Below are 19,427 nucleotides of genomic sequence, written 5' to 3' on the forward strand. Positions count from 1 at the left end.
GCTACGACTGCCAGCACCGCCTGATCGGTATTAAAACGCCCAACGGCCAGACCGCCAGTTACCGCTACGACCCGTTTGGGCGGCGTATCAGTAAAACCGTCGACGGCATCACTACCGAGTTCTTCTGGCAAGGCGACAACCTCATCGCCGAACACCACGCCAATCGGCACCGCAGCTATCTCTATGAACCGGACAGCTTCCGTCCGCTGGCCTTGCTGGAAGGCTTCGGCCCGAAGGACACCCAGGCCTACCACTACCAACTAGACCACCTCGGCACCCCGCAGGAACTCACTGCCCAAGACGGCGAAATCGTCTGGTCCGCGCATTACCGCGCCTACGGGGAAATCACCCGCCTCGACATCGGAAAAGTCGACAACCCGCTGCGCTTCCAGGGTCAGTATTTCGATCGGGAAAGCGGACTGCACTACAACCGCAATCGCTACTACAATCCGGATGTTGGTCGGTACTTGACGCCGGATCCGGTAAAGCTGGCGGGTGGGATCAATGCGTACCAGTACGTACCTAGTCCTACGGGGTGGGTTGATCCGTTAGGCTTAAGCACGTGTCCGGGTGACAGATGCAAACCTAATGCTCCTCCTGCCATTCCGATGCCTAGCGTTGATGAAGGCACACCCACTCTTCCTCAACTCACACGGACTGACCGACAGGCGAGAATAGATAAACTGGCAGAGGCCAATGCAAAACGGAAAGTGCTGGGCTGGGAGCAGGAGTACGATATGCATACGGTTGAAAAGCATGGTCCAGAGATACCAGACAGCGCGTTAAAGCAACGATCTATTGATGGAACACATCCTACGACTGGGGAGAGAGGAGCGGTCAACTCCAGCTCCCAATTTAAATCCTGGAGAATGCAGCTCCACGCTATAAATAAGGCTTTGGGCAGGATGCAGGACAATTCGCCATCTCCCACAGCTTTTGATAGAAGCGGCAACCCCGTGGTTGTGGTCGAGCTACCTGGAGCCGGACGAGGCTACAAACCTAACCCCAGGGACGTAAACAACCCTAGATACATTGAGAACATGGATAGAGTGGAAGTCAGATTTGATAGAAACAATCCAACTCGACCATTCACCGCATTCCCGAAGTGAACAGACGATGCTGAAATGCCCATTTATGAACACTCCATACAGCCCTAATATATCTCATATACTAGGAGCCTTATCCATATACGATCTTGAGGAAACAGCTGGAAAAGAACTACGGAAACATGATCCTAACAATCAGAAAGACAGGGAAGAGATCATAGTTTCTTTTATCCTCAAAGACCTTATGTACCTATCATACAGACATCGTTTCGTATTGATGTCAGCTCTCAGGGATGCACTGGACAACCACGACTTTGACTTCTCAAAAGAATTCAAAAGCGACTACGACGAATACATAACGATGGCCTGGGACGAAACAGAAATCGCCGATCCGCGGGGCTTTTTCGCCGACATCTATCGACTAGCCAATGAGGTTTGGCGAGATGACCTCCAAAAAGCCAGCCTCGAAGACCAGTCGACCTGGTAACCCAAACACCGCCCTCCAAGGCAACACCGCCCCTCTGTGGCGAGCAGGCTTGCCCTGCGTTGGGCCGCAAAGCGGCCCCAATCCAGACGATGGGTGTTTTCAGGTAAATCGGCATTGCCTGTTTTTGGGGCTGCTGCGCAGCCCAACGCAGGGCAAGCCTGCTCACCACAGGAAGGCTGCGAACCACAACAAGCGGGATCACCCAAACAAAGGGAGTTCACCAACCCTCTTTAAGCATCCGCAACTCCAAATGCTGCAACAACATGATGGTCTTGCCATCCACAATCTCGCCGTTTTGCACCCTTGCCAAAGCCTCCTCAAAGCCCAGCTCCAGCACTTCGATATCTTCGCCCTCCTCTTCCAAGCCACCGCCAGTCCCAACCCGATCACCCGGCTGGTACTCCCCCATGAAAAAGTGAATCCGCTCGGTCACCGACCCCGGGCTCATGAACGCTGCGTAGATTTTCTCGACATGGCCAACGCGATAGCCGGTCTCTTCCTCGGCCTCCAGGCGGATGCGCTCTTCTGGACTGGCGTTATCCAGCAACCCGGCCGCCGCTTCGATCAGGTAACCATGGTAGTCATTGACGAACGTCGGCATGCGGAACTGGCGAATCAGCAACACCGTGCGCTGGGCGCGGTTGTACAGCAGGATGGTCGCGCCGTTGCCGCGGTCGTACACCTCGCGGGTCTGGGTTTGCCAGCTGCCGTCGCGGCGGCGCAGGTCGAAGCTGTACTTTTTCAGCAGGTACCAGTTCTTCGAAAGGGTCTCTTCGGCGGTGATGCGAACGGGGCTGGTGTCCATGGTCGTACTCTCAAGAAAGGGCGAGTGTTTGTTTCATGCGATCCCAGGCAAATGGATCATTGCTGGCGCGCAGGATGTAACCCACATGCGTCGCCGGTGACGATCACCCACCCTAACAATCTCTGCACGTATTGTTCAATGCAGTAACACTTTGTAAGAAACACCCGTGGGCGGCCGTCGAATTAATACCTGCCTGGGCAAGCCATCTGGTAAAACCCCTGCTTGACCTTTTACCTGGAACCTTCATGTCCTCACGTTTTTTCTCGCGCCTGAGCCTGCGCTGGTTTCCCCTGCTGTGCATGGCGCTGCTGATCGTCGGCCTGCCGGTGGGCTGCGCCGTGCTGCAACACAAGGAACGCGAACTGGTGTTTCGCATCGAGCCAGGCACCGCCAGTTGGTACAGCGGCTTGCCCAAGGCGGTGCAGGAATTCGAACTCAAGCCGGCCAGCTTCAAATCGGGGCAGAACATCCATGGCTGGTGGTACCCGGCGGACAAGAAAGATGCTCCCTCGATCCTCTACCTGCACGGCGTGCGCTGGAACCTCACCGGGCAGCTGTTTCGCATCGAGCAACTGCACGCCCTGGGTTATTCGGTGCTGGCCATCGACTATCGCGGCTTCGGCCAGAGCCACGGCGAGCTGCCGTCGGAAACTACCGTGTACGAAGACGCACGCATCGCCTGGGAACGCTTCCAGGTGCTGCAACCCGACCCACAGAAACGCCTGATCTACGGGCACTCGCTGGGGGGCGCGGTAGCCATCGACCTGGCTGCCGAATTAGGCAAACAGACACCGTTGCCGGTACGTGGCCTCGTCATCGAATCCACCTTTACGTCGCTGGCGGATGTAGCCACCGCCGTGGCGAATACCTCACTGCCGGTGCGTTGGTTGCTGTCGCAGAAGTTCGATTCCATCGACAAAATCGCCGACATCCATATGCCGCTGCTGGTGGTGCATGGCCTTGACGACCGCTATGTACCACCGCGTTTCAGCCAGCAGTTGTTTGAAGCCGCCCGGGAGCCCAAGCGGCTGTTACTGGTGCCCGGTGCCAGCCACAACAACAGCATGAGCCTGGCCGGTCGCAGTTATGGCCAGGCGCTGGACAAACTGATGCAAGCGAAGATGCCGACGCAGGTTGTCACCCACTCCACAGGCCGCAACGGCGACTCGTAAAAATGTTTTTCGGCACTGGGTTCGTGCTTGCCTGTCAAGCGCAAACCCAGGCCATGCTGGGCCGAATCCGAAGTTGATCAAATATTGATCTTGGCTTAAATCGCCAACCCTGCCGGGGCTTCGCAAAGTTATCCACAGAGATACCCACGGTTTTCGTGGACAACTCTTTTTATTTTTTTACGCTTTTTTTGCTCAGTAAACGTTTTCCGGGAATGTCCCCGGCAACAAAATTTCGCGATTCACATCGCGTATATCGTTATACCCACACAGCGCCATCGTCACGTCCAACTCGCGGGCAATGATCTCGAGCGCCTTGGTCACACCCGCCTCGCCCATCGCCCCCAGGCCATACAAATGCGGCCGGCCGATCATCGTGCCTTTGGCACCCAACGCCACCGCCTTGAGCACGTCCTGGCCGGAGCGAATGCCGCCGTCGAGCCACACCTCGATGCGCTCCCCCACCGCCGCCACAATCGCAGGCAACTGGCTGATGCTCGACGGCGCGCCATCCAATTGCCGTCCTCCGTGGTTGCTCACCACCAGCGCATCGGCACCGGCATTTGCGGCCAAGCGTGCATCCTCCACATCAAGAATGCCCTTAATGATCAACTTGCCGCCCCAGCACTGCTTGATCCACTCCACATCGTCCCAACTCAGGCGCGAGTCGAACTGCTGGGCGGTCCAGGACGACAGCGAACTCATGTCGGCCACGCCTTTCACATGCCCGACGATATTGCCGAAGCCGCGCCGTTTAGTGCCAAGCATGCCCATCACCCAACGTGGCTTGGTGGCCATGTCGAGGATATTCGGCAGGGTCAGTTTGGGCGGCGCGGACAGGCCATTGATCAAGTCTTTGTGGCGTTGCCCGAGGATCTGCAAGTCGAGGGTCAGCACCAATGCATCCACGCCGGCGGCCTTGGCGCGCTCGATCAATTGCTCGATAAAGGCGCGGTCGCGCATCACGTACAACTGGAACCAGAACGGCTGGCCGACGTGCTCGGCGATGTCTTCCAGCGAACAGATGCTCATGGTCGACAAGGTGTAGCGCAGCCCAAAGGCAGCGGCAGCGCGGGCGGTGAGAATCTCGCCATCGGCATGCTGCATGCCGGCCAAACCGGTCGGCGCCAGCGCGACGGGCATGGCCATGTCCTGGCCGATCATGCTGGCGCGGATCGAGCGCTCGTCGATATTGCGCGCCACCCGCTGGCGGAACTTGATGCGGGCAAAGTCGCTTTCGTTGGCGCGGTAGGTGCTCTCAGTCCAGGAGCCGGAATCGGCATAGTCGTAGAACATCCGTGGCACACGTTTTTGCGCGAGCTTGCGTAAATCTTCGATGGTTGTGATCAACGACATCTAGGTCACCTCTCCCTGGACTGAATGCTGAGAGTAACCGCCCATCGCCCGCACAACCAGCCATTGCGTTTACGGAATGAGACGACTAATCTCGCACAAACCCGCAAAAAGACGCAAAACCATGCACAACACACATCAAGCCATCGACCTGCCTTCTTTGCGCAAACAGAAGATTTTGTTGCTGCTGGAACGCGACGGCAAAGTCACCGCCTCGGAGCTGGTGGAGCACTTCGCCGTGTCCCAGGACACTATCCGCCGCGACCTGGGCGAGCTCGCCGCTGCCGGCCTGCTGCAACGCGTGCACGGCGGCGCCCTGCCCCGCCCCAAAGACACCGGCAAGGATTTTTTCACCCGAGTGGGCGAAACCAACGACGCCAAGCGCCACCTCGCCCGCCTGGCCGCCGAACGGGTCGAGGATGGCCAGATCGTGCTGTTCGATTCCGGCTCCACCACCCTGCAGATCGCCCAGTCCTTGCCGCACTCGATCCGCCTGACGGTGGTCACCACCTCGCCGATGATCGCCATCGCCCTGGCCGACCATCCCGATGTAAAAGTGATCCTCACCGGCGGCCAACTCAACCCGGCGACGCTGTCCACCGGCGGCCATGAAACCGTGCGGTTGATCCAGAGCATCAAGGCCGACCTGCTGTTTACCGGCGTGTGCGCACTGCATCCGCAAGTCGGTATCAGTTCGCTGCATTTTGACGAGGTCGCGGTCAAGCAAGCCTTGCTCGACAGTGCGTCCCATGTGGTGGCGGTGACCATGGCCGACAAGATCGGCGCCGTGGAGCCGTTTGTGGTGGCACCGTGCAGCCGCATACACACGTTGATTACCGAATGGCACGTGCCGAATGTGCAAGCGTATGAACAGCTAGGTGTGGAAGTGCTGCGGGTAGAGGTCGAGTAGGCACAGCGCATCGGAGGTTGCCAGGCCGCTGGCCGTGTTGTCGAAGATGCACCAGGTGGGCACGCCATCCTCCATGGACGCGCTGACCAAACGGGCATAGGCCTGGACCCGTTCAGGTCCATAGGCGCTATGATAAATGCGCGGCGTCCCGTGCAGGCGCCAATAACGCACGCCCTGCCAACCGGCCGGTGTGTCTCCCGACGCAATAAGCGGCGGGTCGGCCGCCACTCGCCCGACCTGCAGGTGGCGCAACATCTCCTCAGCCGCAAGCCAACTCCCATGACGTGGCTCAAGCACTACGTGGCCCGTGAAACGTCGGCGCAACGCCGTGAAGAATGCGCTGGCAACGAGCGGTTCGTAATGCAACGAAGGCGGTAATTGCACCAACAGGCAACCCAGCTTTTCGCCCAGTTGCAGGCATTGCCCAAGAAACTCATCCAGTGCAGCCTCACAGCCTTGCAGGCGCAGCTCATGAGTGAGGCGCTTAGGCACTTTGACCGAGAAACGGAAGCCTGAGGGCGCCGAGTCCGCCCAGCGTGCATACGTCTTCGCCAGGTGCGGACGATAGAAGGAGCTGTTGATTTCCACCGCATTGAAGCGCGAAGCGTAGCGCTGCAAATGCGTGCCTTCACCAGTAAACCTCGGCCAGTATTCACGCGGCAAACTCCAGCCAGCACAGCCCACATAGGGAGCTGCAGTCAAAACAGCACCTTGGCAGCATCGCGCATGAAAATCTCGATGGTCTTAGGGCCCACCCCGTCGAATTCCCCGAGGCGTTTTTCGAAGGCCTCACGGCTTTCGCTGACACTGCGCATATGGGTGATCTTGCCGGCGTATTCGGCGTTCAACCTGGCGCTGAGGTCGAGCAAGCGTTGCGCGGTGGTTTCGTCATAGCGCACGTAATGCGCGCGTCCCAGCATGGCCACCAATTCACGCGATGTGCAGTGCTGCAGCTTGCGCGCAGTGTCACGGCCTTCTTCCTCGACAATCACCTTATAGGCCTGCGCGGCAATCGGTGCCTGGATACGCTTGCCCATCAGGAAGCTGGCGATAAACCACTTGAACAGACTGTGGTCGTCGCCGGGCTTGAGTTCAATGCCCAACTCCGACGCGCTGATGGCGCGGGCCATGTTCAGTGGCCCAGTTTGCGCTCGGCCTTGGCGGCCTGTTCATTGATGGCATCGGTCTGACGCTCGATGTCTTTGATCTCGGTGGGCGTCACTACTTTATCGACGGTTTCGGTCTTGGGATTCGGGCGTTCCAGAGTCTGGCCCTTGTCAGCCTTTTCGGTGCCCCGCTGGGCTTCTTCAGAGCTGATGGGCGCTGGGGTTTTATCGGCATTCATGGTGAGTCTCCAGTCAATTGAAGGCCCGTGAAAATGACGGGCGCTTAAGCAGCAGAGGCCTGCCGATGTGGATAGTTCAAGGAAATTGCCCGCGCCAACCGCCCGGAAAATAAGCGCAAATTAATTTAAACCTTTGTCGCCCGCGCTGGATCAACTCTCTCAGAATCCCATTCCCCAACTGGAGACACTCGATCATGAGTTCACACCTAAACGGCAAGAATATTCTGGTTATCACCTCCAATACCGGCATTGAGCGCGATGAACTGCTCAAACCGCTGGAAGCACTGCGCGGGCATGGCGCGACGGTGACCCACGCCTCCAGCAAGGGCGGCACCACACAGACCTTCGTCGGCGACACCGAGAAAGACCAGACGGTGGAATCCGCTGCAAAACTGTCCGAGCTCTCCGGTGCTGATTTCGATGCACTGGTCATTCCCGGCGGCACCGTCAATGCGGACACGCTTCGCCAGGATGCAGCCGCACTGAAGCTGATCAACGAATTCGTGCAGGCGGGTAAAACCGTAGCGGCGATTTGTCACGGACCCTGGGCACTGATTGACGCAGGCGTGATCAAGGGCAAGACCCTGACCTCCTACAAGAGCGTGCGTATTGACCTGGAAAACGCCGGTGCCGCCGGCTGGGTCGATGCCGAGGTCAAGGAATGCAAGGCCAACGGCTGGACCCTGATTACTTCGCGTACGCCGGACGATCTGCCGGCATTCAATGAGGCAATTGCAAGGGCTGTGGCAAGCTGATGCCCGAGTTCTGAACGAAAACAGGCGCCGTCGAGGCGCCTGTTTTTTATGGGCTGATGCCTCAGCTTTTACGATGCTCCGGCATCTCCCGTTTCGGCCCGAACATTGCCCAGGCGATCAGCCCCAACAGCGGCACAAAAATCAGCACCACCAGCCATAATCCTTTGGACTCCCAGCCCCCCGTGCTGCGCAAAACGATATTGATCGCCCACAACTCCAGCAGCAACAGAATCACCGCCAGCCCAATCCAGATATATTGAATTTCCATGCTTCACCTCCTAGGTCGTATGAGTTAGGTCAAGCATCGGCCGTGAGGGTTCATTTAAATTTGCGCGAACCTTGCGCCGTGGTGGAATGCAATGCGCCACAGGGCCAACCATGCAACCTGCACGAACGGCACCGTCACGCACTCGCTGTAGGCCATTGAATTTGTAGAGGTATTTCAAAAAGCTCAGGTTGGTACACCTGATGCACTCCTGCACTGGACGAGGCGTGCATTTCGACACGCCCTGAGTTTCCCGTGAGGTGTCACCCATGAATGCGATTGACCTGCTCAAAGCCGACCACGAACGCGTCAAAGCCCTGTTGACTCAACTGAGTGAATCCACCGAACGCGGGGTCAAGAAACGCACTGAACTGCTGGCCAAGCTGGAAGCGGAAATCAGCCTGCACACCAAGCTGGAAGAAGAAATCCTGTACCCGGCGTTCAGAAAAGCCGGGGGCAAGGAACAAGACATCATGTACCACGAGGCCAAGGAAGAGCACCGTACCGTCGACGCCCTGGTACTGCCCGACCTGAAGCAGACCGAACCTTCGACAACAGAGTTTTCCGGCCGCGTCAAAGTGGTCAAGGAGCTGTTGGAACACCATATCGAAGAGGAGGAAAGCGAGATGTTTCCCCAAGCGAGAAAATTACTCGGGAAAGCACAACTTGAAGAACTGGGCGCCGAGATGGAAGCGATGAAAACAGCGCATAAAAAGCAGCAGACGACCAAGACCCTGGCAGCCTGAAGCATGTTTCACCGAGGCCTCACGGGTGGTAGCGGGGCTTCGGTGCCGGGTGCTGGCGAAGGTTCGGGCGCCAATCCCCAATCGCCCTGTCCGTAACAGTCATCACCGAGCATTTCGGCCGGATGCATGGTGCGGTCGGCACCGTTGCCCCAGGCCAGGTCAGAGGCGCCGCAATAGCGGTCACACCCCCAGCAGATGCGATCAGGGGGCCAAGCGCGTGCGCTGCCACCCTGCGTCATGCAGGCGGTAGTCGAGGCGGTCGTGCAAGCGGTCTGGCCGGCCTTGCCAGAACTCGATGCGCCGGGGTTGCAGGCAGTAGCCGCCCCAGTGCTCGGGCCGGGGCGGCTGGCGCCCGGCAAAACGCTCGATGACCTCGCGCAGGCGCCCTTCCAACTCGCTGCGATGGGCCAGGGGCTGGCTCTGGGGCGAGGCCCAGCTGCCCAACTGGCTGGCGGCCGGGCGGGCATCGAAGTAGTCGTCCGACAGCTCGGCATCGGCCTTCACCACCGAGCCTTCGATACGCACCTGGCGCTCCAGGCCCGGCCAGAAGAACGTCATGGCGGCATGAGGGTTGTCCGCCAGTTCATGGCCCTTGGCGCTCTGGTAATTACCAAAAAAGAAAAACCCGTCGGTGCTGAAGCCCTTGAGCAGCAGGATGCGGCAGTGGGCATGCGCCTGGCCGTCCACCGTGGCCAGGGCCATGCTGTTGGCCTCGGCGGGCGGCACTTCGGTCTTGCGGGCCTGGTCCAGCCACTGGCCGAACAGCTCCAGCGGGTCGGCCTGCGGGCAGTCATCGCGAAGGCCGTAGAGGGTGTAGTTGCGGCGCAATTGCGCAAGGGACAGGGGCATGGCGCGGTCCTCCAGAAAGTTCGCCACAGTGTGGGAACTGGCGCACCGCTGTCCCTTGACCACGATCAACAATCGCCCGCGGCATGACGCCGCATGCCGCTTACCACAACGACTTGACGATGATCTTGCGCGCCTTGATGCCGGTCAAACCCGCTACAGCAACGGGATGCTGTAGCTGACAATCAGCCGCGTCTCGTCCTTGTCCGCCGTGTCATTGCCGCGCAATACCGCACTGCGCCAGGTAAAGCCCAGCCCTTTCAAGGCGCCGGTGGGGATCACGTAGTCCAGGCGCAGGTCGCGCTCCCATTCGCTGTTGTCGCTGCCGGCGGTGCGGATATGGCTGCCGTGAATGTAAGTCACACTGGAGCGCAACCCCGGTACGCCCAGGCTGGCAAAGTCATAGGCATAACTGCCCACCATGGCCTGTTCGCCGGCATTCACAAACTTGAGCGACTGGGAGTTGGTGATCAGGTAAAGCGAACGGCCCTGCCCCTGGTTGATGTGCGGGAAGTCACTTTGCCCGGTGGTTTTCTGGTAGCCCAGGCTCAGCGAATGCCCGCTCAAGCCATAGGTGAACAGTGCGCTCCACAAGCGGTTGTCGACCTTGCCTGTGTTGACGCCGGGCGCGTAGTAGCCCGAGCCGACATAACCTTCGCCACGGCCCGAAGCACTGCCGTTCTTACCGTCGGCGGTGCTGTAGAAATACCGCAGGTCGCTCTTGAGCTGCCCCACCGGCAGTTGCCAGTTGTGCACCAGGCCCAGGAAGTGCTGTTGGTAGAAGTTCTCCAGGCTGGCGTAGTAGTACTGCATCTGCAGTTGCTTGCTGACGGTGTAATCCACGCCGCCGTAGTAGAACTGGTGACTGGACTTGCCCTTGACCGGGTCATTGGCGCCGGCAATCGACAGGCCTTGGCCGTTGCTGGAATTGCGGTCCACGACCTGCTCGATCTTGCCCGCGATCAGGTTGATGTCCTTGAAGTCCCTGGACTCCACCTGATAGCCGCGGAAAGTCTGGGGCAACAGGCGCCCGTCTTCGGTGGTCAGCACCGGCAGCCTGGGCGTCAGGCTGCCGGCCTTGAGTTGGGTCTGGGCAATGCGCAGTTTGCCGGTGACGCCGGTCTTGCTGAAGTCATGGGCGGCCTTGCCATCGTCCAGCGGGAAGACGCTGCCGGGGGTGTTATCGGCACCGGACTTGCCGGCCCGGCCGGAGGCGTCCAGGCGCAGGCCGTACCACTCTTGCAGGTCCAGGCCCAGGCCGACCGTGCCTTCGGTGAAACCGGACTGGTAGTTGAACATAAAGGCCTGGCCCCATTCCTTGTCCGAGGCGGCCTTGGCGTTGCGGGTGTCCTGGTTGTAGTAGAAGTTGCGCAGGTCGAGGCTGGCTTTGCTGTCATCGATAAAACCCGACGCAGCCGCCTGCTGCGCAGCGCCGATGGAGACGGCGAGCGCCAGGCAAGTCTTGTGGTTCATGAAGGCTCCGAGCAGTAAGTGAGGCGATCCGTCGCAGCCCCGGCCTGTTCTTGTCGCAGGCCTGTAGAGCGGCACTCGACGGGAGCGCGCACGGTATAGGCTTGATCCCTGGGGAAAAAGCCACGAACTGCACGATTCACTTTTTCAGTTTGCGTAACAATCCACCGAGCGGCGAGCGCGTGTCCAGCAGTGAGGTGCAGTGCAGGCACGGCCGTGGTACGAGCCCGAATACCCCCAGGATGATGTAGATCACGGGCCGACCTCGATCACGACTTTACCGAAGGCGCCGCGCTGCAAATGGGCGAAGGCCCGGGGCGCTTCGGCAAAGCGGTAGGTGTGGTCGATCACCGGTTCGAGGCTTTGTCGCTCCACCATGCGAACCAGGTCTTCAAGGGCACGCCGTGGCCCCACCGCTACACCGACGATGGCGGCGCGCTTGGCCAGCAGGCTCATCAGCGGCGCGCTCAACTGGTCGCTCTCCAGCAGGCCGATCACTGAGACACGCCCACCGTTGCTCACCGCTTGCAGTGAGCGCGCCAGGTTGTCGCCACCGGCCATTTCCAGCACGTGCTCGGCGCCGCGTCCGCCGGTCAGTTCCAGCACGGCGTGGTGCCAGTCCGGCACCCGGCCACGGTGGATGCCATGGGTGGCGCCCAGTTCGACGGCACGGGCGATTTTTTCATCGCTGCTGCTGGTGATGATCACACGGGCACCATGGGCCGCCGCCAATTGCACGGCAAACAGCGAGACGCCGCCGGTGCCCTGCACCACCACGGTCTGGCCGGCGTGCAAGTGGCCGAGTTCGATCAGCGCCATCCAGGCCGTCAATGCCGCCACCGGCAAAGTGCTGGCCTGGGTGGCGTTCAACGAGCGCGGCGCGAGCACGCACCATTCGGCAGGGGTGGCCACGTACTCGGCAAGCATGCCGGGGATCGGGCCGCCTTGCGGTGGCGCGTCGGCCCAGGACAACGGCCTGCCGTCGACCCAGCCGGCGAAGAAACTCGACAGTACCTTGTCGCCCACCTTGAACCGGCTCACACCCTCCCCCACGGCGATCACCGTGCCCGCCATGTCGGACGCCGGGGTGAAAGGGAATTGCAGGCTGGCGCCCATGCCGTTTTCCGCTACCTCGGCGTCACGGTAGTTGAGCGACACCGCCGCGACGCGCACCAGCACCTCCCCGGCCTTGGCCACCGGTCGCGGCACACGGGCCAGGCGCAGGGTATGCAGGCCAAAGGTCGGGATTTCCCAGCGTTGCATCAAGTCGGTCATGTTCAGGTCTCTCGTAAGGGTTTTGCGCAAGGATAAGAACCTCGCTCCACGGGATTAAGTAGGGGGCGATTCCTGGGTCTGCGGAGCTTTCATTCCGCAATGCTGGCAATTGCGCTAGGGTATCGGGCAATTCCCGTCGGCAATCGGTGCATCAGATGGACAACCTCACGACCCTGAATGCCTTTGTGCAGGTCGCACACACTCACAGCTTTGTCGCCGCCGGGCGGGTGTTGGGGGTGACGGCGTCGGCGGTCGGCAAGAGCGTTGCGCGCCTGGAGGAGCGCCTGGGTGTGCGGCTGTTCCACCGCAGTACGCGCAGCGTGACGCTGACTGCCGAGGGCGAGCTGTTTTTGCAGCGCAGCCGGCGCATCCTGCGGGAAATCGAGGAAGCCGAGGCGGAGTTGTCCCAGGTCAGCCAGGCGCCCCGTGGTCGCCTCAAGGTCAGCCTGCCGTTGGTGGGCCATCCGTTTTTGCCGGTGCTGGCCGACTTCAAGCAGGCCTACCCCGACGTCGAGCTGGACCTGAGCTTCACCGACCGCCGCGTGGATGTGGTTGAGGAAGGCTACGACGCGGTGTTGCGCAGCGGCGAGGCGCCGGACTCGCGCTTGAGTTCACGGCTGGTGGGGGATTATCGGATGATCGTCGTGGCGGCCCCCGCCTACCTCGAGCGTCACGGCACACCGCAGCGCTCCAGCGACCTGGCCCAGCACAGTTGCATCCTGTTCCGCTTCCCGAATACCGGCAAGTTGCAGCGTTGGCCGTTGCACACCCAGGGCATCGAACTCGACCAGCACCTGCCGGCGGCGATGATCTGCAACAACCTCGAAGCCCGGGTATGTTTTGCACTGCACGGCATTGGTATCGCCTACCTGCCGGACTTCGCCATTCGCGAGGCCCTCGACAGCGGGCAATTGCTGCAGGTGCTGCCTGACTGCGCCGAGCATGGCAGCTTTCGCATGATGTGGCCGTCGAGCCGGCACCCGTCGCCCAAGTTGCGGGTGTTTATCGACTTTCTCAAGGAACGCCTGTTTCCCTGATCAAGTACTGTCGAAGTGCTGCCGCGCCTGAGGATGACGGACGTTGTCACGTGGATCCGCCAACACCTCAGGGCACCGGCAACCATCGGCTGAATTCACCCCGGCTGTCCAACGGGCACCAGGCGAAGTCCGTTTGCGCAGGGGGCAATGCCTGGCGTTCAACCATCGCGCACGGCGAACCCTTCCAATCGAACAGCGTTGCGCCCTGCCAGGCCAGCACCACACCCCTGGCCTGGCTTTTATCCGTCTGCACCCAACATGCGGCAGCGGCCGCCATGAATGCCTCGATGGGTTCGTCATCGATCTGCGCCCGATACACCGAGCCCAGCAGCCAGCGGCAGACGTTCACGTGGTAGGTCCAATCCTGCGGTGGCCGGTGGCGATAGGCCCAGGTCATAAAGCTGCGAAACAGGTTCAGGCCCTCGGGCGGGTCCAGCTTGAGCAGCGCCGGGCAGATGTCGAACAAGGTGTGCCAATACGGCAGCAGGCGAGCATCCAGGTGCACGAAACTGCGGGAATTGCTGGGGTATTCAGGCGGCGCCGGCTCCGCGTGCAGGCGGCGAGACGCCTTGCTGACCAGGCGGTTGGCGCCTGTGGGCAACAGGTGGTTCATGAAACGCACTCACAGTCATGACGATGGAATGCCTCCTGGTTTCAGGAGGCCCAAGGCAAACGTCAGAATGCAGGGGAAGCGCGGGGGTTGGCCGAGGGCCAGGAGTAACGCGGCGGCGCCTTGTTGCGCCGCTCATGGGTCGGGCGCGGGGGGTGTCCCAGGCCCAATAGCCAGGCCAGGCCGACCAGGAACACCAGGGCAACGGTCAATGCGTTGCAGACCGGGCAGGCAAAGTAGTTCGAGATGTTGCTGGAAGATGGGCTGCCTAACCCTTTGTCGGAAAGTGGCGCCTGGTTGCCGCTCACCGAACAGAACGCTCCACCGATGCCATTGAGCGCCTGCCCCGTCATCTGCCCATGCCCCAAACCGCAGACGAACAGGTTCATCAGCACGCAGAAGTACAGGGCCCAGGCGATCAGCGAACGGTCGGGGTGGCTCGATTTCATGGCGGCGACTCTACCACCCGCGCCGCAAAAGGATGAAGCGCGACATGCCCCTGTGGCAGAACGTCGCAGATTACGTGCGCTTCCCAGGGTTGGTAGACTGGGCGCCCTCAAAGCCTGACGTATTGATCCAGAGCAATGCAGGCGCTTCACAGGATGCACAGTTGATGAGTACGTTATTCACCCGCCGCAAGGTGCTGACCGGTATGGGCCTGTTGGGCCTGGGCAGCCTGCTGGGCGGCTGTGACTACAGCCCCAGGCTGAACTTCAAGTACGGCAAGGACCTGAGCGACAAGATCATGGGCCGCACCTTCAAGCTCAAGAACACCGACGGCGAAACCGTCACCCTGAGCTCGTTCCGTGGCCTGATGCCGGTGGTGTTCTTCGGTTTCACCCAGTGCCCGGCGGTGTGCCCGACCACCCTGGCGCGCGCCGCCCAGGCCAAGAAGCTGATGGGCCGCGACGGCGAAATCATGCAGGTGGTGTTCATCACCCTGGACCCGGAACGCGACACGCCCGAGATTCTCGACAAGTACGTCAAGGCCTTCGACCCCAGTTTCGAAGCGCTGTACGGCACCCCGGAAGAAATCGCCGTGGCCGCCAAGGAGTTCGGGATCTTCTATGAAAAGATCCCCGCCGGCGACACCTACACCCTGTCCCACACCGCTACCAGTTTCGTGTTCGACACCCGTGGCAACCTGCGCCTGGGCCTGCAGGCATCCCTTACCGCTAAAGAGTGCGCAGAAGACCTGCTCACCGTCATGGAGGTCTGCTAATGACTGCCGTTCAACACCTCAAGCGCACCCTTATCGGCATGACCCTGCTGGGCCTCGCCGCGCACGCCAGCGCCCAGGTGCAAGTCACCGACGCCTGGGTACGCGCCACTGTGCCGGGCCAGCCGTCCAGCGGCGCGTTCATGACCGTCACCGCCGACAGCGACAGCAAGTTGCTGAGCGTGGCCTCGCCGGTGGCCAAGGACGTGCAGATCCATGAAATGAGCATGAAGGACGACGTGATGCGCATGGGCCCGGTGGACTCGGTAGCCCTGCCGGCCGGCAAGGCCGTGACCCTCGACCCTGATGGTTATCACGTGATGCTGATGGGCCTGACCGGCCAGATCAAGGAAGGCGACCAGGTGCCGCTGACCCTGACGGTGCAGAACGCCAAGGGCGAAAAGCAGGCGATTGAAGTGAAGGCGCCGGTGCGTGGCCTGGATGGGATGGACCATAGCAAGATGGACCATGGCAAGATGCACTGAGACGTCCGCACCCGCCTCAATCCACGATAAATAGCCTTGCCCCGGCACTCGTCGAAGATCGATGCCCTTCCATGTCAGTGCCCACCTGGTAACTCATCCCGGCCGTCAGCGTAAACTGACGGCCGTCTTCCAGTTCTGTGTGCAACTCGCCTTCCAGGCATAACAGCACATGCCCCCGCCAGCACCAATGGTCCGCCAGGTAGCCAGGCGTGTATTCGACCATGCGCACACGTGTTGTGCCGAAATGGCAGGTGCGCCACAGGGCATTGCCAGTGATACCTGGGTGAATCACCGGTTCGATCGTGGACCAGTCGGTGGTGCCAAAAGGAACAGCAGTGAGATCCATGGCGAGCTCTCGCGTTGATTGATGTGTCTTGAGGCTATTCACAAGACACGGTGGACGGTAGACACAGATCGACCCGTTTTATGAGATACGGGTATCCTGCCCGCACAGAGCTCACGGACACGCTTATGCAGATCGACCCTGCCTACATCCTTCACGAAACCGAACACTGGCGGCTCAACCATCATCTGGCATCTGCGTTGCCCGGCTACCTGATGCTGGGGGCCAAGGCGCCGATCCACTCCCTGGCTGACATGCCGGAACCGGCGCTGGCCGAGTTGGGCGGGTTGCTCGCGAAGGTCCAGCGGGTAATGGAGGCGCAGCTGGAGCCGAAATGGCTGTACATCAGCCGGTATGGGCACATGCCGGGCTTCCCGCTGCACTTTCATTTCATCCCCGTGTATGACTGGGTAGAGGCGGCGTTTTGGCGTGATGAGCGTTATCGGGTGCTGCAAGGTTTTGGAACACAGGAACTGGCGCAGACATCGACCGATGGGGCTGAGTTGACGCTGTTTGTATGGCGTGAGTTTGGAGAACGCCTCACGCCACCGCAGGTCCAGGGAGACACGGTGCATCAAGTCATTGAGAGGCTGCGCGTAGCGTTTGCGCGTCAATGACGAGTGGTGTCAGGGGATCAGTTGTTTTGTCATCGGGATACACGCCAACGTCAGGCCCGACGGCGAGTAATAAACCGCCTGTTCATCCCCCGCATAGCCACACGCCCGGTAAAAGCTCGCCGCATTCAACGTCGCATCCAGCACCACGGTCTTAACCGCCATCTCCCGCGCAACCGTCTCAAGGTGATCGAGCATCGCCTTGCCATATCCGCGCCCGGTGCACTCGGGCAATACGAACAGCGCGCCGACTTCATTGTTGTCCAGATCAAGCATTCCAGTGACGACCGCCCTACCGTTCAGCCACCCCAGGTAAAACGGTTTATCCATCAGCGCGCTGTAACCATCCTCGGCCTTGCCCCGCGTCCACAGCAGCATTTGCTCGCGCGTGTAAGCGCCGATGCATTGGCCGCGAATGGCCTGCAAGCGGATGTCGAACGCCACCTGGGCGTGTTCTGGGGTAGCCCGTTTTATCTCCAGCATTTCACGCTCCCTCCATGAAATCATCGTGCCATTAGCACACTTGTGCTAATCGACCCCTCCCCCCTGCGGCGCTATATTCCCCGGCACTTCCAGCGCTCCTCCGGCACCGTGCATTTCTTGCGCGTGGGCGCGTTGTGCGCTGGAAAAACCATAACAACCCCAAGGAAGAAGCACCATGAAACTGCAATCCTCCGTTACCCGCCTCACCCTGTTGGGCGCCCTGATCATCGGCGTCGCCGGCTGCAGCAACATCAAACCTACCGAAGATCACCTCAAGACGCTGTCGGAGACCAACCTGGGCGAACCGGTCAAGCGTATTTCCAATGTGCGCAGCGACTCGATGACCACCTACTACGTCGCCAGTGCCGCCTCCGGCGAGTACAACTGCTCGGTGCCCAGCGGTGCCAGCGGCGGCATGTTCGCCGTGGCCAGCTTTGGCATGATGAAGCCTGCGGCCTACTGCCAACCCAAAGGTGCACGCGGCAACCCACTGCAGGGCTTCACCCAGTAACCGTCTGCTGGCTCAGGTCGCGCAAGGTCCCGCGCAGTTCGGCGGGACGCACCGGCTTGGAGAGAATGGCGATCCGGCGGTCGTGCAAGGCGGCCTGGATTCTCTCCACGTCATGCCCGGTAAGGATCAGCGCAGGAACGGCCCAGCCGCGTTGCTCGCGCAGGGCATCGATGCATTCGATACCCGTAGCGTGGTTGCCCAGGTCGTAGTCGGCGACGATGATGTCGCAGTCACTGACCAGAGCACGCCCCGAAGACTCCGCCTGCACCTCGCAACCCCAGCGCTCCAGCAGGGCCTGGGTGGCGAGCAGCACGTTGTGGTCATCTTCTACCAGGCACACCTTCAACCCGGTCAGCAACCCGGCCTGGCGCGTGTCGTCGCGCGGTGCCGTGGCACGTGGCGCAGAGGCCAGGGTCAAGCCATACAGGCTTACAGAAGTACCATGGCCCACCCGTGAGCGCAGGCCTACCTGCACTCCCATCAACTGCCCCAGGCGCTTGACGATGGACAGTCCAAGGCCGACGCCTTCGACGTCCTTGTCACGCAGGTGGCGCACTCGATAAAACTCCTCGAAGACCTTTGATAGATGCTCCTCGGCAATCCCCCGGCCCCGGTCATGAATCTCCACCGCCAAGCCGCCGTCGCGAACGCGCACGCCGATCAGCACAGGCCGTTGCGCGCCGTATTTGAAGCAGTTGGACAGCACGTTCTGCACCATGGTCGCCAGCAGCGCAGGGTCGACCAGCACCCAATGCGTGCAGGGCCGCAGGCGCAGCTCCACCCCGGCCCAACGCGCGGCTTCGGCGTTCTGGCGCACCAGGTCGGCAAGGAACTCGCCCAGGTGCACCGCCTGGTACTTGGGCAACACGCGGCCGTTGTCGAGCGTGTAGAGATCGAGAATCGAGCGGAACAATTGCGATACGTTGAGCAGCGAACGGTCGATGTTGTCGACCAGGCGCCGCTCTTCATCACCCAGCCGGGCTTCGCGCAGGCAAGCGGTGAACAGGCCGATGGAATGGATGGGTTGACGCAGGTCATGGCTGGCCTGGGCAAGGAAACGGGATTTTTCCAGGTTGGCGGCAATGGCCTGCTCGGAGGCCTTGCGCGTGCGCTCCAGCAGGATATGCGCGTACACCGGGATCACCGTGCTGGTGATCATCAACATCAGCACCATGAAGGGTTGCGCCTGCCACACCGGCGTCAGCCGATACACAATCAGCAGCGCCAGCAAGGCCAGCGCCGTGGCGATCGCCAGGTAGCGCGAGCCGTAGCGCATGCCGTTGCCCAGGTTGACCCATACCATCACCGCATACAACGGCAACGCCGCTTCACCGCCCACCACCATGCCGAACGAGGTGCCAGTGTAGTCGTGGATCATGCCGAAGATGCGCCGCGCCGGGTAATGCCCCGGCCAGCGCACGATGACTTGGCGCAAGGCAATGGAGGCCAGCAGGAACAGGAAGATATACAGGATCACCGGCAGGTAGGTGTCCACCGACTGTCCCGGCAGGAAGCCCAATGCGCCGATGTAGACGATTGCAATGCTGGCGACCACGATGCGCAGGTTGGCCTGGTCGAGTTCGGAGTTAGTCTCAAGACTCATGGGTTTACGTCCTTGTGCGGCAGTCATCAATTCCTTCACGCACCGCAGGC

Annotated in this window: 26 protein-coding genes; 11 read left to right on the forward strand and 15 right to left on the reverse strand. The window is 60.8% G+C overall.

All coding sequences use genetic code 11. The features are described 5' to 3' along the window. A partial coding sequence (locus BFN10_RS23575; protein WP_139221120.1) for an RHS repeat domain-containing protein occupies nucleotides 1-1,109 on the forward strand: 1,109 nt, incomplete at its 5' end. Between the two features lie 25 nt (nucleotides 1,110-1,134). Further along, nucleotides 1,135-1,533 carry a hypothetical protein gene (locus BFN10_RS23580; protein ID WP_371322022.1) on the forward strand — a complete coding sequence of 133 codons (399 nt, stop codon included), beginning with the start codon at nucleotides 1,135-1,137 and terminating at the stop codon, nucleotides 1,531-1,533. A gap of 217 nt (nucleotides 1,534-1,750) precedes the next feature. Here the strand turns inward: BFN10_RS23580 and BFN10_RS23585 are convergent, their stop codons facing one another. Continuing rightward, the gene (locus BFN10_RS23585; protein ID WP_071491699.1) at nucleotides 1,751-2,338 is read right to left on the reverse strand and encodes an NUDIX domain-containing protein; all 588 of its coding nucleotides are present in this window, start codon (nucleotides 2,336-2,338) and stop codon (nucleotides 1,751-1,753) included. 245 nt (nucleotides 2,339-2,583) lie between these two features. Here BFN10_RS23585 and BFN10_RS23590 point away from each other — a divergent pair, with 245 nt between their 5' ends. Then, complete coding sequence (locus BFN10_RS23590; RefSeq protein ID WP_071491700.1) at nucleotides 2,584-3,510, forward strand: alpha/beta hydrolase; 927 nt, start codon at nucleotides 2,584-2,586, stop codon at nucleotides 3,508-3,510. A 192-nt stretch (nucleotides 3,511-3,702) separates the two neighbouring features. On the opposite strand, the gene BFN10_RS23595 is transcribed toward BFN10_RS23590, so the two are convergent. Then, nucleotides 3,703-4,863 (reverse strand): alpha-hydroxy acid oxidase, encoded by a 1,161-nt coding sequence (locus BFN10_RS23595; protein ID WP_071491701.1) that lies wholly within the window; start codon nucleotides 4,861-4,863, stop codon nucleotides 3,703-3,705. A gap of 121 nt (nucleotides 4,864-4,984) precedes the next feature. Here BFN10_RS23595 and BFN10_RS23600 point away from each other — a divergent pair, with 121 nt between their 5' ends. Beyond that, a complete protein-coding gene (locus tag BFN10_RS23600; protein WP_071491702.1) occupies nucleotides 4,985-5,770 on the forward strand; it encodes a DeoR/GlpR family DNA-binding transcription regulator in 786 nt (261 codons plus the stop codon). On the opposite strand, the gene BFN10_RS23605 is transcribed toward BFN10_RS23600, so the two are convergent. The 3 genes from BFN10_RS23605 to BFN10_RS23615 are packed head-to-tail and all read right to left on the reverse strand — an operon-like array spanning nucleotide 5,735 to nucleotide 7,115. Further along, nucleotides 5,735-6,472 (reverse strand): DUF72 domain-containing protein, encoded by a 738-nt coding sequence (locus BFN10_RS23605; protein WP_071491703.1) that lies wholly within the window; start codon nucleotides 6,470-6,472, stop codon nucleotides 5,735-5,737. The genes BFN10_RS23600 and BFN10_RS23605 overlap by 36 nt on opposite strands. Next, nucleotides 6,469-6,900, reverse strand: a complete 432-nt coding sequence (locus tag BFN10_RS23610) for a DNA methylase (RefSeq protein WP_071491704.1) — start codon at nucleotides 6,898-6,900, stop codon at nucleotides 6,469-6,471. The genes BFN10_RS23605 and BFN10_RS23610 overlap by 4 nt, the downstream gene beginning before the upstream one ends. A gap of 2 nt (nucleotides 6,901-6,902) precedes the next feature. Then, nucleotides 6,903-7,115 (reverse strand): hypothetical protein, encoded by a 213-nt coding sequence (locus BFN10_RS23615; RefSeq protein WP_071491705.1) that lies wholly within the window; start codon nucleotides 7,113-7,115, stop codon nucleotides 6,903-6,905. A 194-nt stretch (nucleotides 7,116-7,309) separates the two neighbouring features. Between BFN10_RS23615 and BFN10_RS23620 the strand changes: the two genes are divergently transcribed. After that, complete coding sequence (locus BFN10_RS23620) at nucleotides 7,310-7,870, forward strand: type 1 glutamine amidotransferase domain-containing protein (RefSeq protein ID WP_071491706.1); 561 nt, start codon at nucleotides 7,310-7,312, stop codon at nucleotides 7,868-7,870. A gap of 61 nt (nucleotides 7,871-7,931) precedes the next feature. Here BFN10_RS23620 and BFN10_RS23625 read toward each other — a convergent pair whose 3' ends face one another. Further along, nucleotides 7,932-8,138, reverse strand: a complete 207-nt coding sequence (locus BFN10_RS23625) for a PLDc N-terminal domain-containing protein (protein ID WP_071491707.1) — start codon at nucleotides 8,136-8,138, stop codon at nucleotides 7,932-7,934. Nucleotides 8,139-8,404: 266 nt separating this feature from the next. On the opposite strand from BFN10_RS23625, the gene BFN10_RS23630 reads away from it, so the two are divergent. Beyond that, the gene (locus BFN10_RS23630) at nucleotides 8,405-8,881 is read left to right on the forward strand and encodes a hemerythrin domain-containing protein (protein WP_071491708.1); all 477 of its coding nucleotides are present in this window, start codon (nucleotides 8,405-8,407) and stop codon (nucleotides 8,879-8,881) included. A gap of 8 nt (nucleotides 8,882-8,889) precedes the next feature. On the opposite strand, the gene BFN10_RS29030 is transcribed toward BFN10_RS23630, so the two are convergent. From BFN10_RS29030 to BFN10_RS23645, 4 genes are all read right to left on the reverse strand, one after another. After that, nucleotides 8,890-9,120 carry a DUF3079 domain-containing protein gene (locus BFN10_RS29030; protein ID WP_083351463.1) on the reverse strand — a complete coding sequence of 77 codons (231 nt, stop codon included), beginning with the start codon at nucleotides 9,118-9,120 and terminating at the stop codon, nucleotides 8,890-8,892. Beyond that, nucleotides 9,083-9,730, reverse strand: coding sequence for a pyridoxamine 5'-phosphate oxidase (gene pdxH, locus BFN10_RS23635; protein WP_071491709.1), 648 nt, complete (start codon nucleotides 9,728-9,730; stop codon nucleotides 9,083-9,085). The genes BFN10_RS29030 and pdxH overlap by 38 nt, the downstream gene beginning before the upstream one ends. Before the next feature lie 153 nt (nucleotides 9,731-9,883). Continuing rightward, entirely contained in the window at nucleotides 9,884-11,200 is a 1,317-nt protein-coding gene (locus BFN10_RS23640) for an OprD family outer membrane porin (RefSeq protein ID WP_071491710.1), read from the reverse strand. A 249-nt stretch (nucleotides 11,201-11,449) separates the two neighbouring features. Then, the gene (locus BFN10_RS23645; RefSeq protein WP_071491711.1) at nucleotides 11,450-12,472 is read right to left on the reverse strand and encodes a zinc-dependent alcohol dehydrogenase family protein; all 1,023 of its coding nucleotides are present in this window, start codon (nucleotides 12,470-12,472) and stop codon (nucleotides 11,450-11,452) included. Between the two features lie 155 nt (nucleotides 12,473-12,627). Between BFN10_RS23645 and BFN10_RS23650 the strand changes: the two genes are divergently transcribed. Continuing rightward, nucleotides 12,628-13,509: a LysR substrate-binding domain-containing protein gene (locus tag BFN10_RS23650; protein WP_071491712.1), complete on the forward strand. Its 882-nt coding sequence runs from the start codon at nucleotides 12,628-12,630 to the stop codon at nucleotides 13,507-13,509. Between the two features lie 67 nt (nucleotides 13,510-13,576). On the opposite strand, the gene BFN10_RS23655 is transcribed toward BFN10_RS23650, so the two are convergent. Together BFN10_RS23655 and BFN10_RS23660 are read right to left on the reverse strand one after the other, a co-directional pair. Beyond that, complete coding sequence (locus BFN10_RS23655; protein ID WP_071491713.1) at nucleotides 13,577-14,122, reverse strand: putative natural product biosynthesis protein; 546 nt, start codon at nucleotides 14,120-14,122, stop codon at nucleotides 13,577-13,579. A gap of 62 nt (nucleotides 14,123-14,184) precedes the next feature. Next, nucleotides 14,185-14,568: a DUF2946 domain-containing protein gene (locus BFN10_RS23660; protein ID WP_071491714.1), complete on the reverse strand. Its 384-nt coding sequence runs from the start codon at nucleotides 14,566-14,568 to the stop codon at nucleotides 14,185-14,187. Nucleotides 14,569-14,732: 164 nt separating this feature from the next. On the opposite strand from BFN10_RS23660, the gene BFN10_RS23665 reads away from it, so the two are divergent. Together BFN10_RS23665 and BFN10_RS23670 are read left to right on the forward strand one after the other, a co-directional pair. Then, nucleotides 14,733-15,341, forward strand: a complete 609-nt coding sequence (locus tag BFN10_RS23665; RefSeq protein ID WP_025857499.1) for an SCO family protein — start codon at nucleotides 14,733-14,735, stop codon at nucleotides 15,339-15,341. Then, nucleotides 15,341-15,823 (forward strand): copper chaperone PCu(A)C, encoded by a 483-nt coding sequence (locus BFN10_RS23670; RefSeq protein ID WP_071491715.1) that lies wholly within the window; start codon nucleotides 15,341-15,343, stop codon nucleotides 15,821-15,823. The genes BFN10_RS23665 and BFN10_RS23670 overlap by 1 nt, the downstream gene beginning before the upstream one ends. A 16-nt stretch (nucleotides 15,824-15,839) precedes the next feature. Here the strand turns inward: BFN10_RS23670 and BFN10_RS23675 are convergent, their stop codons facing one another. Beyond that, nucleotides 15,840-16,169, reverse strand: coding sequence for a DHCW motif cupin fold protein (locus BFN10_RS23675; RefSeq protein ID WP_071491716.1), 330 nt, complete (start codon nucleotides 16,167-16,169; stop codon nucleotides 15,840-15,842). Between the two features lie 125 nt (nucleotides 16,170-16,294). Here BFN10_RS23675 and BFN10_RS23680 point away from each other — a divergent pair, with 125 nt between their 5' ends. After that, the gene (locus tag BFN10_RS23680) at nucleotides 16,295-16,783 is read left to right on the forward strand and encodes an HIT family protein (RefSeq protein ID WP_071491717.1); all 489 of its coding nucleotides are present in this window, start codon (nucleotides 16,295-16,297) and stop codon (nucleotides 16,781-16,783) included. 9 nt (nucleotides 16,784-16,792) lie between these two features. On the opposite strand, the gene BFN10_RS23685 is transcribed toward BFN10_RS23680, so the two are convergent. Then, complete coding sequence (locus tag BFN10_RS23685) at nucleotides 16,793-17,263, reverse strand: GNAT family N-acetyltransferase (RefSeq protein ID WP_071491718.1); 471 nt, start codon at nucleotides 17,261-17,263, stop codon at nucleotides 16,793-16,795. A 175-nt stretch (nucleotides 17,264-17,438) separates the two neighbouring features. On the opposite strand from BFN10_RS23685, the gene BFN10_RS23690 reads away from it, so the two are divergent. Further along, a complete protein-coding gene (locus BFN10_RS23690) occupies nucleotides 17,439-17,774 on the forward strand; it encodes a hypothetical protein (protein ID WP_033896666.1) in 336 nt (111 codons plus the stop codon). Here the strand turns inward: BFN10_RS23690 and BFN10_RS23695 are convergent. Then, nucleotides 17,764-19,377, reverse strand: a complete 1,614-nt coding sequence (locus BFN10_RS23695; RefSeq protein WP_071491719.1) for an ATP-binding response regulator — start codon at nucleotides 19,375-19,377, stop codon at nucleotides 17,764-17,766. The two genes, BFN10_RS23690 and BFN10_RS23695, sit on opposite strands and share 11 nt — an antisense overlap. Nucleotides 19,378-19,427 lie beyond the last annotated feature (50 nt).

This window comes from Pseudomonas extremorientalis (assembly GCF_001870465.1).
GTDB lineage: Bacteria > Pseudomonadota > Gammaproteobacteria > Pseudomonadales > Pseudomonadaceae > Aquipseudomonas > Aquipseudomonas extremorientalis.

Excerpts from the sequence above, each read along its gene's own strand:
- BFN10_RS29030 (WP_083351463.1), bottom strand. The coding sequence starts at position 9,120 with ATGACGCAGGGTGGCAGCGCACGCGCTTGGCCCCCTGATCGCATCTGC.
- BFN10_RS23600 (WP_071491702.1), top strand. The coding sequence starts at position 4,985 with ATGCACAACACACATCAAGCCATCGACCTGCCTTCTTTGCGCAAACAG.
- BFN10_RS23640 (WP_071491710.1), bottom strand. The coding sequence starts at position 11,200 with ATGAACCACAAGACTTGCCTGGCGCTCGCCGTCTCCATCGGCGCTGCG.
- BFN10_RS23630 (WP_071491708.1), top strand. The coding sequence starts at position 8,405 with ATGAATGCGATTGACCTGCTCAAAGCCGACCACGAACGCGTCAAAGCC.
- BFN10_RS23580 (WP_371322022.1), top strand. The coding sequence starts at position 1,135 with ATGAACACTCCATACAGCCCTAATATATCTCATATACTAGGAGCCTTA.
- BFN10_RS23625 (WP_071491707.1), bottom strand. The coding sequence starts at position 8,138 with ATGGAAATTCAATATATCTGGATTGGGCTGGCGGTGATTCTGTTGCTG.
- BFN10_RS23675 (WP_071491716.1), bottom strand. The coding sequence starts at position 16,169 with ATGGATCTCACTGCTGTTCCTTTTGGCACCACCGACTGGTCCACGATC.
- BFN10_RS23655 (WP_071491713.1), bottom strand. The coding sequence starts at position 14,122 with ATGAACCACCTGTTGCCCACAGGCGCCAACCGCCTGGTCAGCAAGGCG.
- BFN10_RS23615 (WP_071491705.1), bottom strand. The coding sequence starts at position 7,115 with ATGAATGCCGATAAAACCCCAGCGCCCATCAGCTCTGAAGAAGCCCAG.
- BFN10_RS23685 (WP_071491718.1), bottom strand. The coding sequence starts at position 17,263 with ATGCTGGAGATAAAACGGGCTACCCCAGAACACGCCCAGGTGGCGTTC.
- BFN10_RS23595 (WP_071491701.1), bottom strand. The coding sequence starts at position 4,863 with ATGTCGTTGATCACAACCATCGAAGATTTACGCAAGCTCGCGCAAAAA.
- BFN10_RS23660 (WP_071491714.1), bottom strand. The coding sequence starts at position 14,568 with ATGAAATCGAGCCACCCCGACCGTTCGCTGATCGCCTGGGCCCTGTAC.
- BFN10_RS23645 (WP_071491711.1), bottom strand. The coding sequence starts at position 12,472 with ATGACCGACTTGATGCAACGCTGGGAAATCCCGACCTTTGGCCTGCAT.
- BFN10_RS23620 (WP_071491706.1), top strand. The coding sequence starts at position 7,310 with ATGAGTTCACACCTAAACGGCAAGAATATTCTGGTTATCACCTCCAAT.
- BFN10_RS23650 (WP_071491712.1), top strand. The coding sequence starts at position 12,628 with ATGGACAACCTCACGACCCTGAATGCCTTTGTGCAGGTCGCACACACT.
- BFN10_RS23695 (WP_071491719.1), bottom strand. The coding sequence starts at position 19,377 with ATGAGTCTTGAGACTAACTCCGAACTCGACCAGGCCAACCTGCGCATC.
- BFN10_RS23610 (WP_071491704.1), bottom strand. The coding sequence starts at position 6,900 with ATGGCCCGCGCCATCAGCGCGTCGGAGTTGGGCATTGAACTCAAGCCC.
- BFN10_RS23585 (WP_071491699.1), bottom strand. The coding sequence starts at position 2,338 with ATGGACACCAGCCCCGTTCGCATCACCGCCGAAGAGACCCTTTCGAAG.
- BFN10_RS23665 (WP_025857499.1), top strand. The coding sequence starts at position 14,733 with ATGAGTACGTTATTCACCCGCCGCAAGGTGCTGACCGGTATGGGCCTG.
- BFN10_RS23590 (WP_071491700.1), top strand. The coding sequence starts at position 2,584 with ATGTCCTCACGTTTTTTCTCGCGCCTGAGCCTGCGCTGGTTTCCCCTG.
- BFN10_RS23680 (WP_071491717.1), top strand. The coding sequence starts at position 16,295 with ATGCAGATCGACCCTGCCTACATCCTTCACGAAACCGAACACTGGCGG.
- pdxH (WP_071491709.1), bottom strand. The coding sequence starts at position 9,730 with ATGCCCCTGTCCCTTGCGCAATTGCGCCGCAACTACACCCTCTACGGC.
- BFN10_RS23690 (WP_033896666.1), top strand. The coding sequence starts at position 17,439 with ATGAAACTGCAATCCTCCGTTACCCGCCTCACCCTGTTGGGCGCCCTG.
- BFN10_RS23670 (WP_071491715.1), top strand. The coding sequence starts at position 15,341 with ATGACTGCCGTTCAACACCTCAAGCGCACCCTTATCGGCATGACCCTG.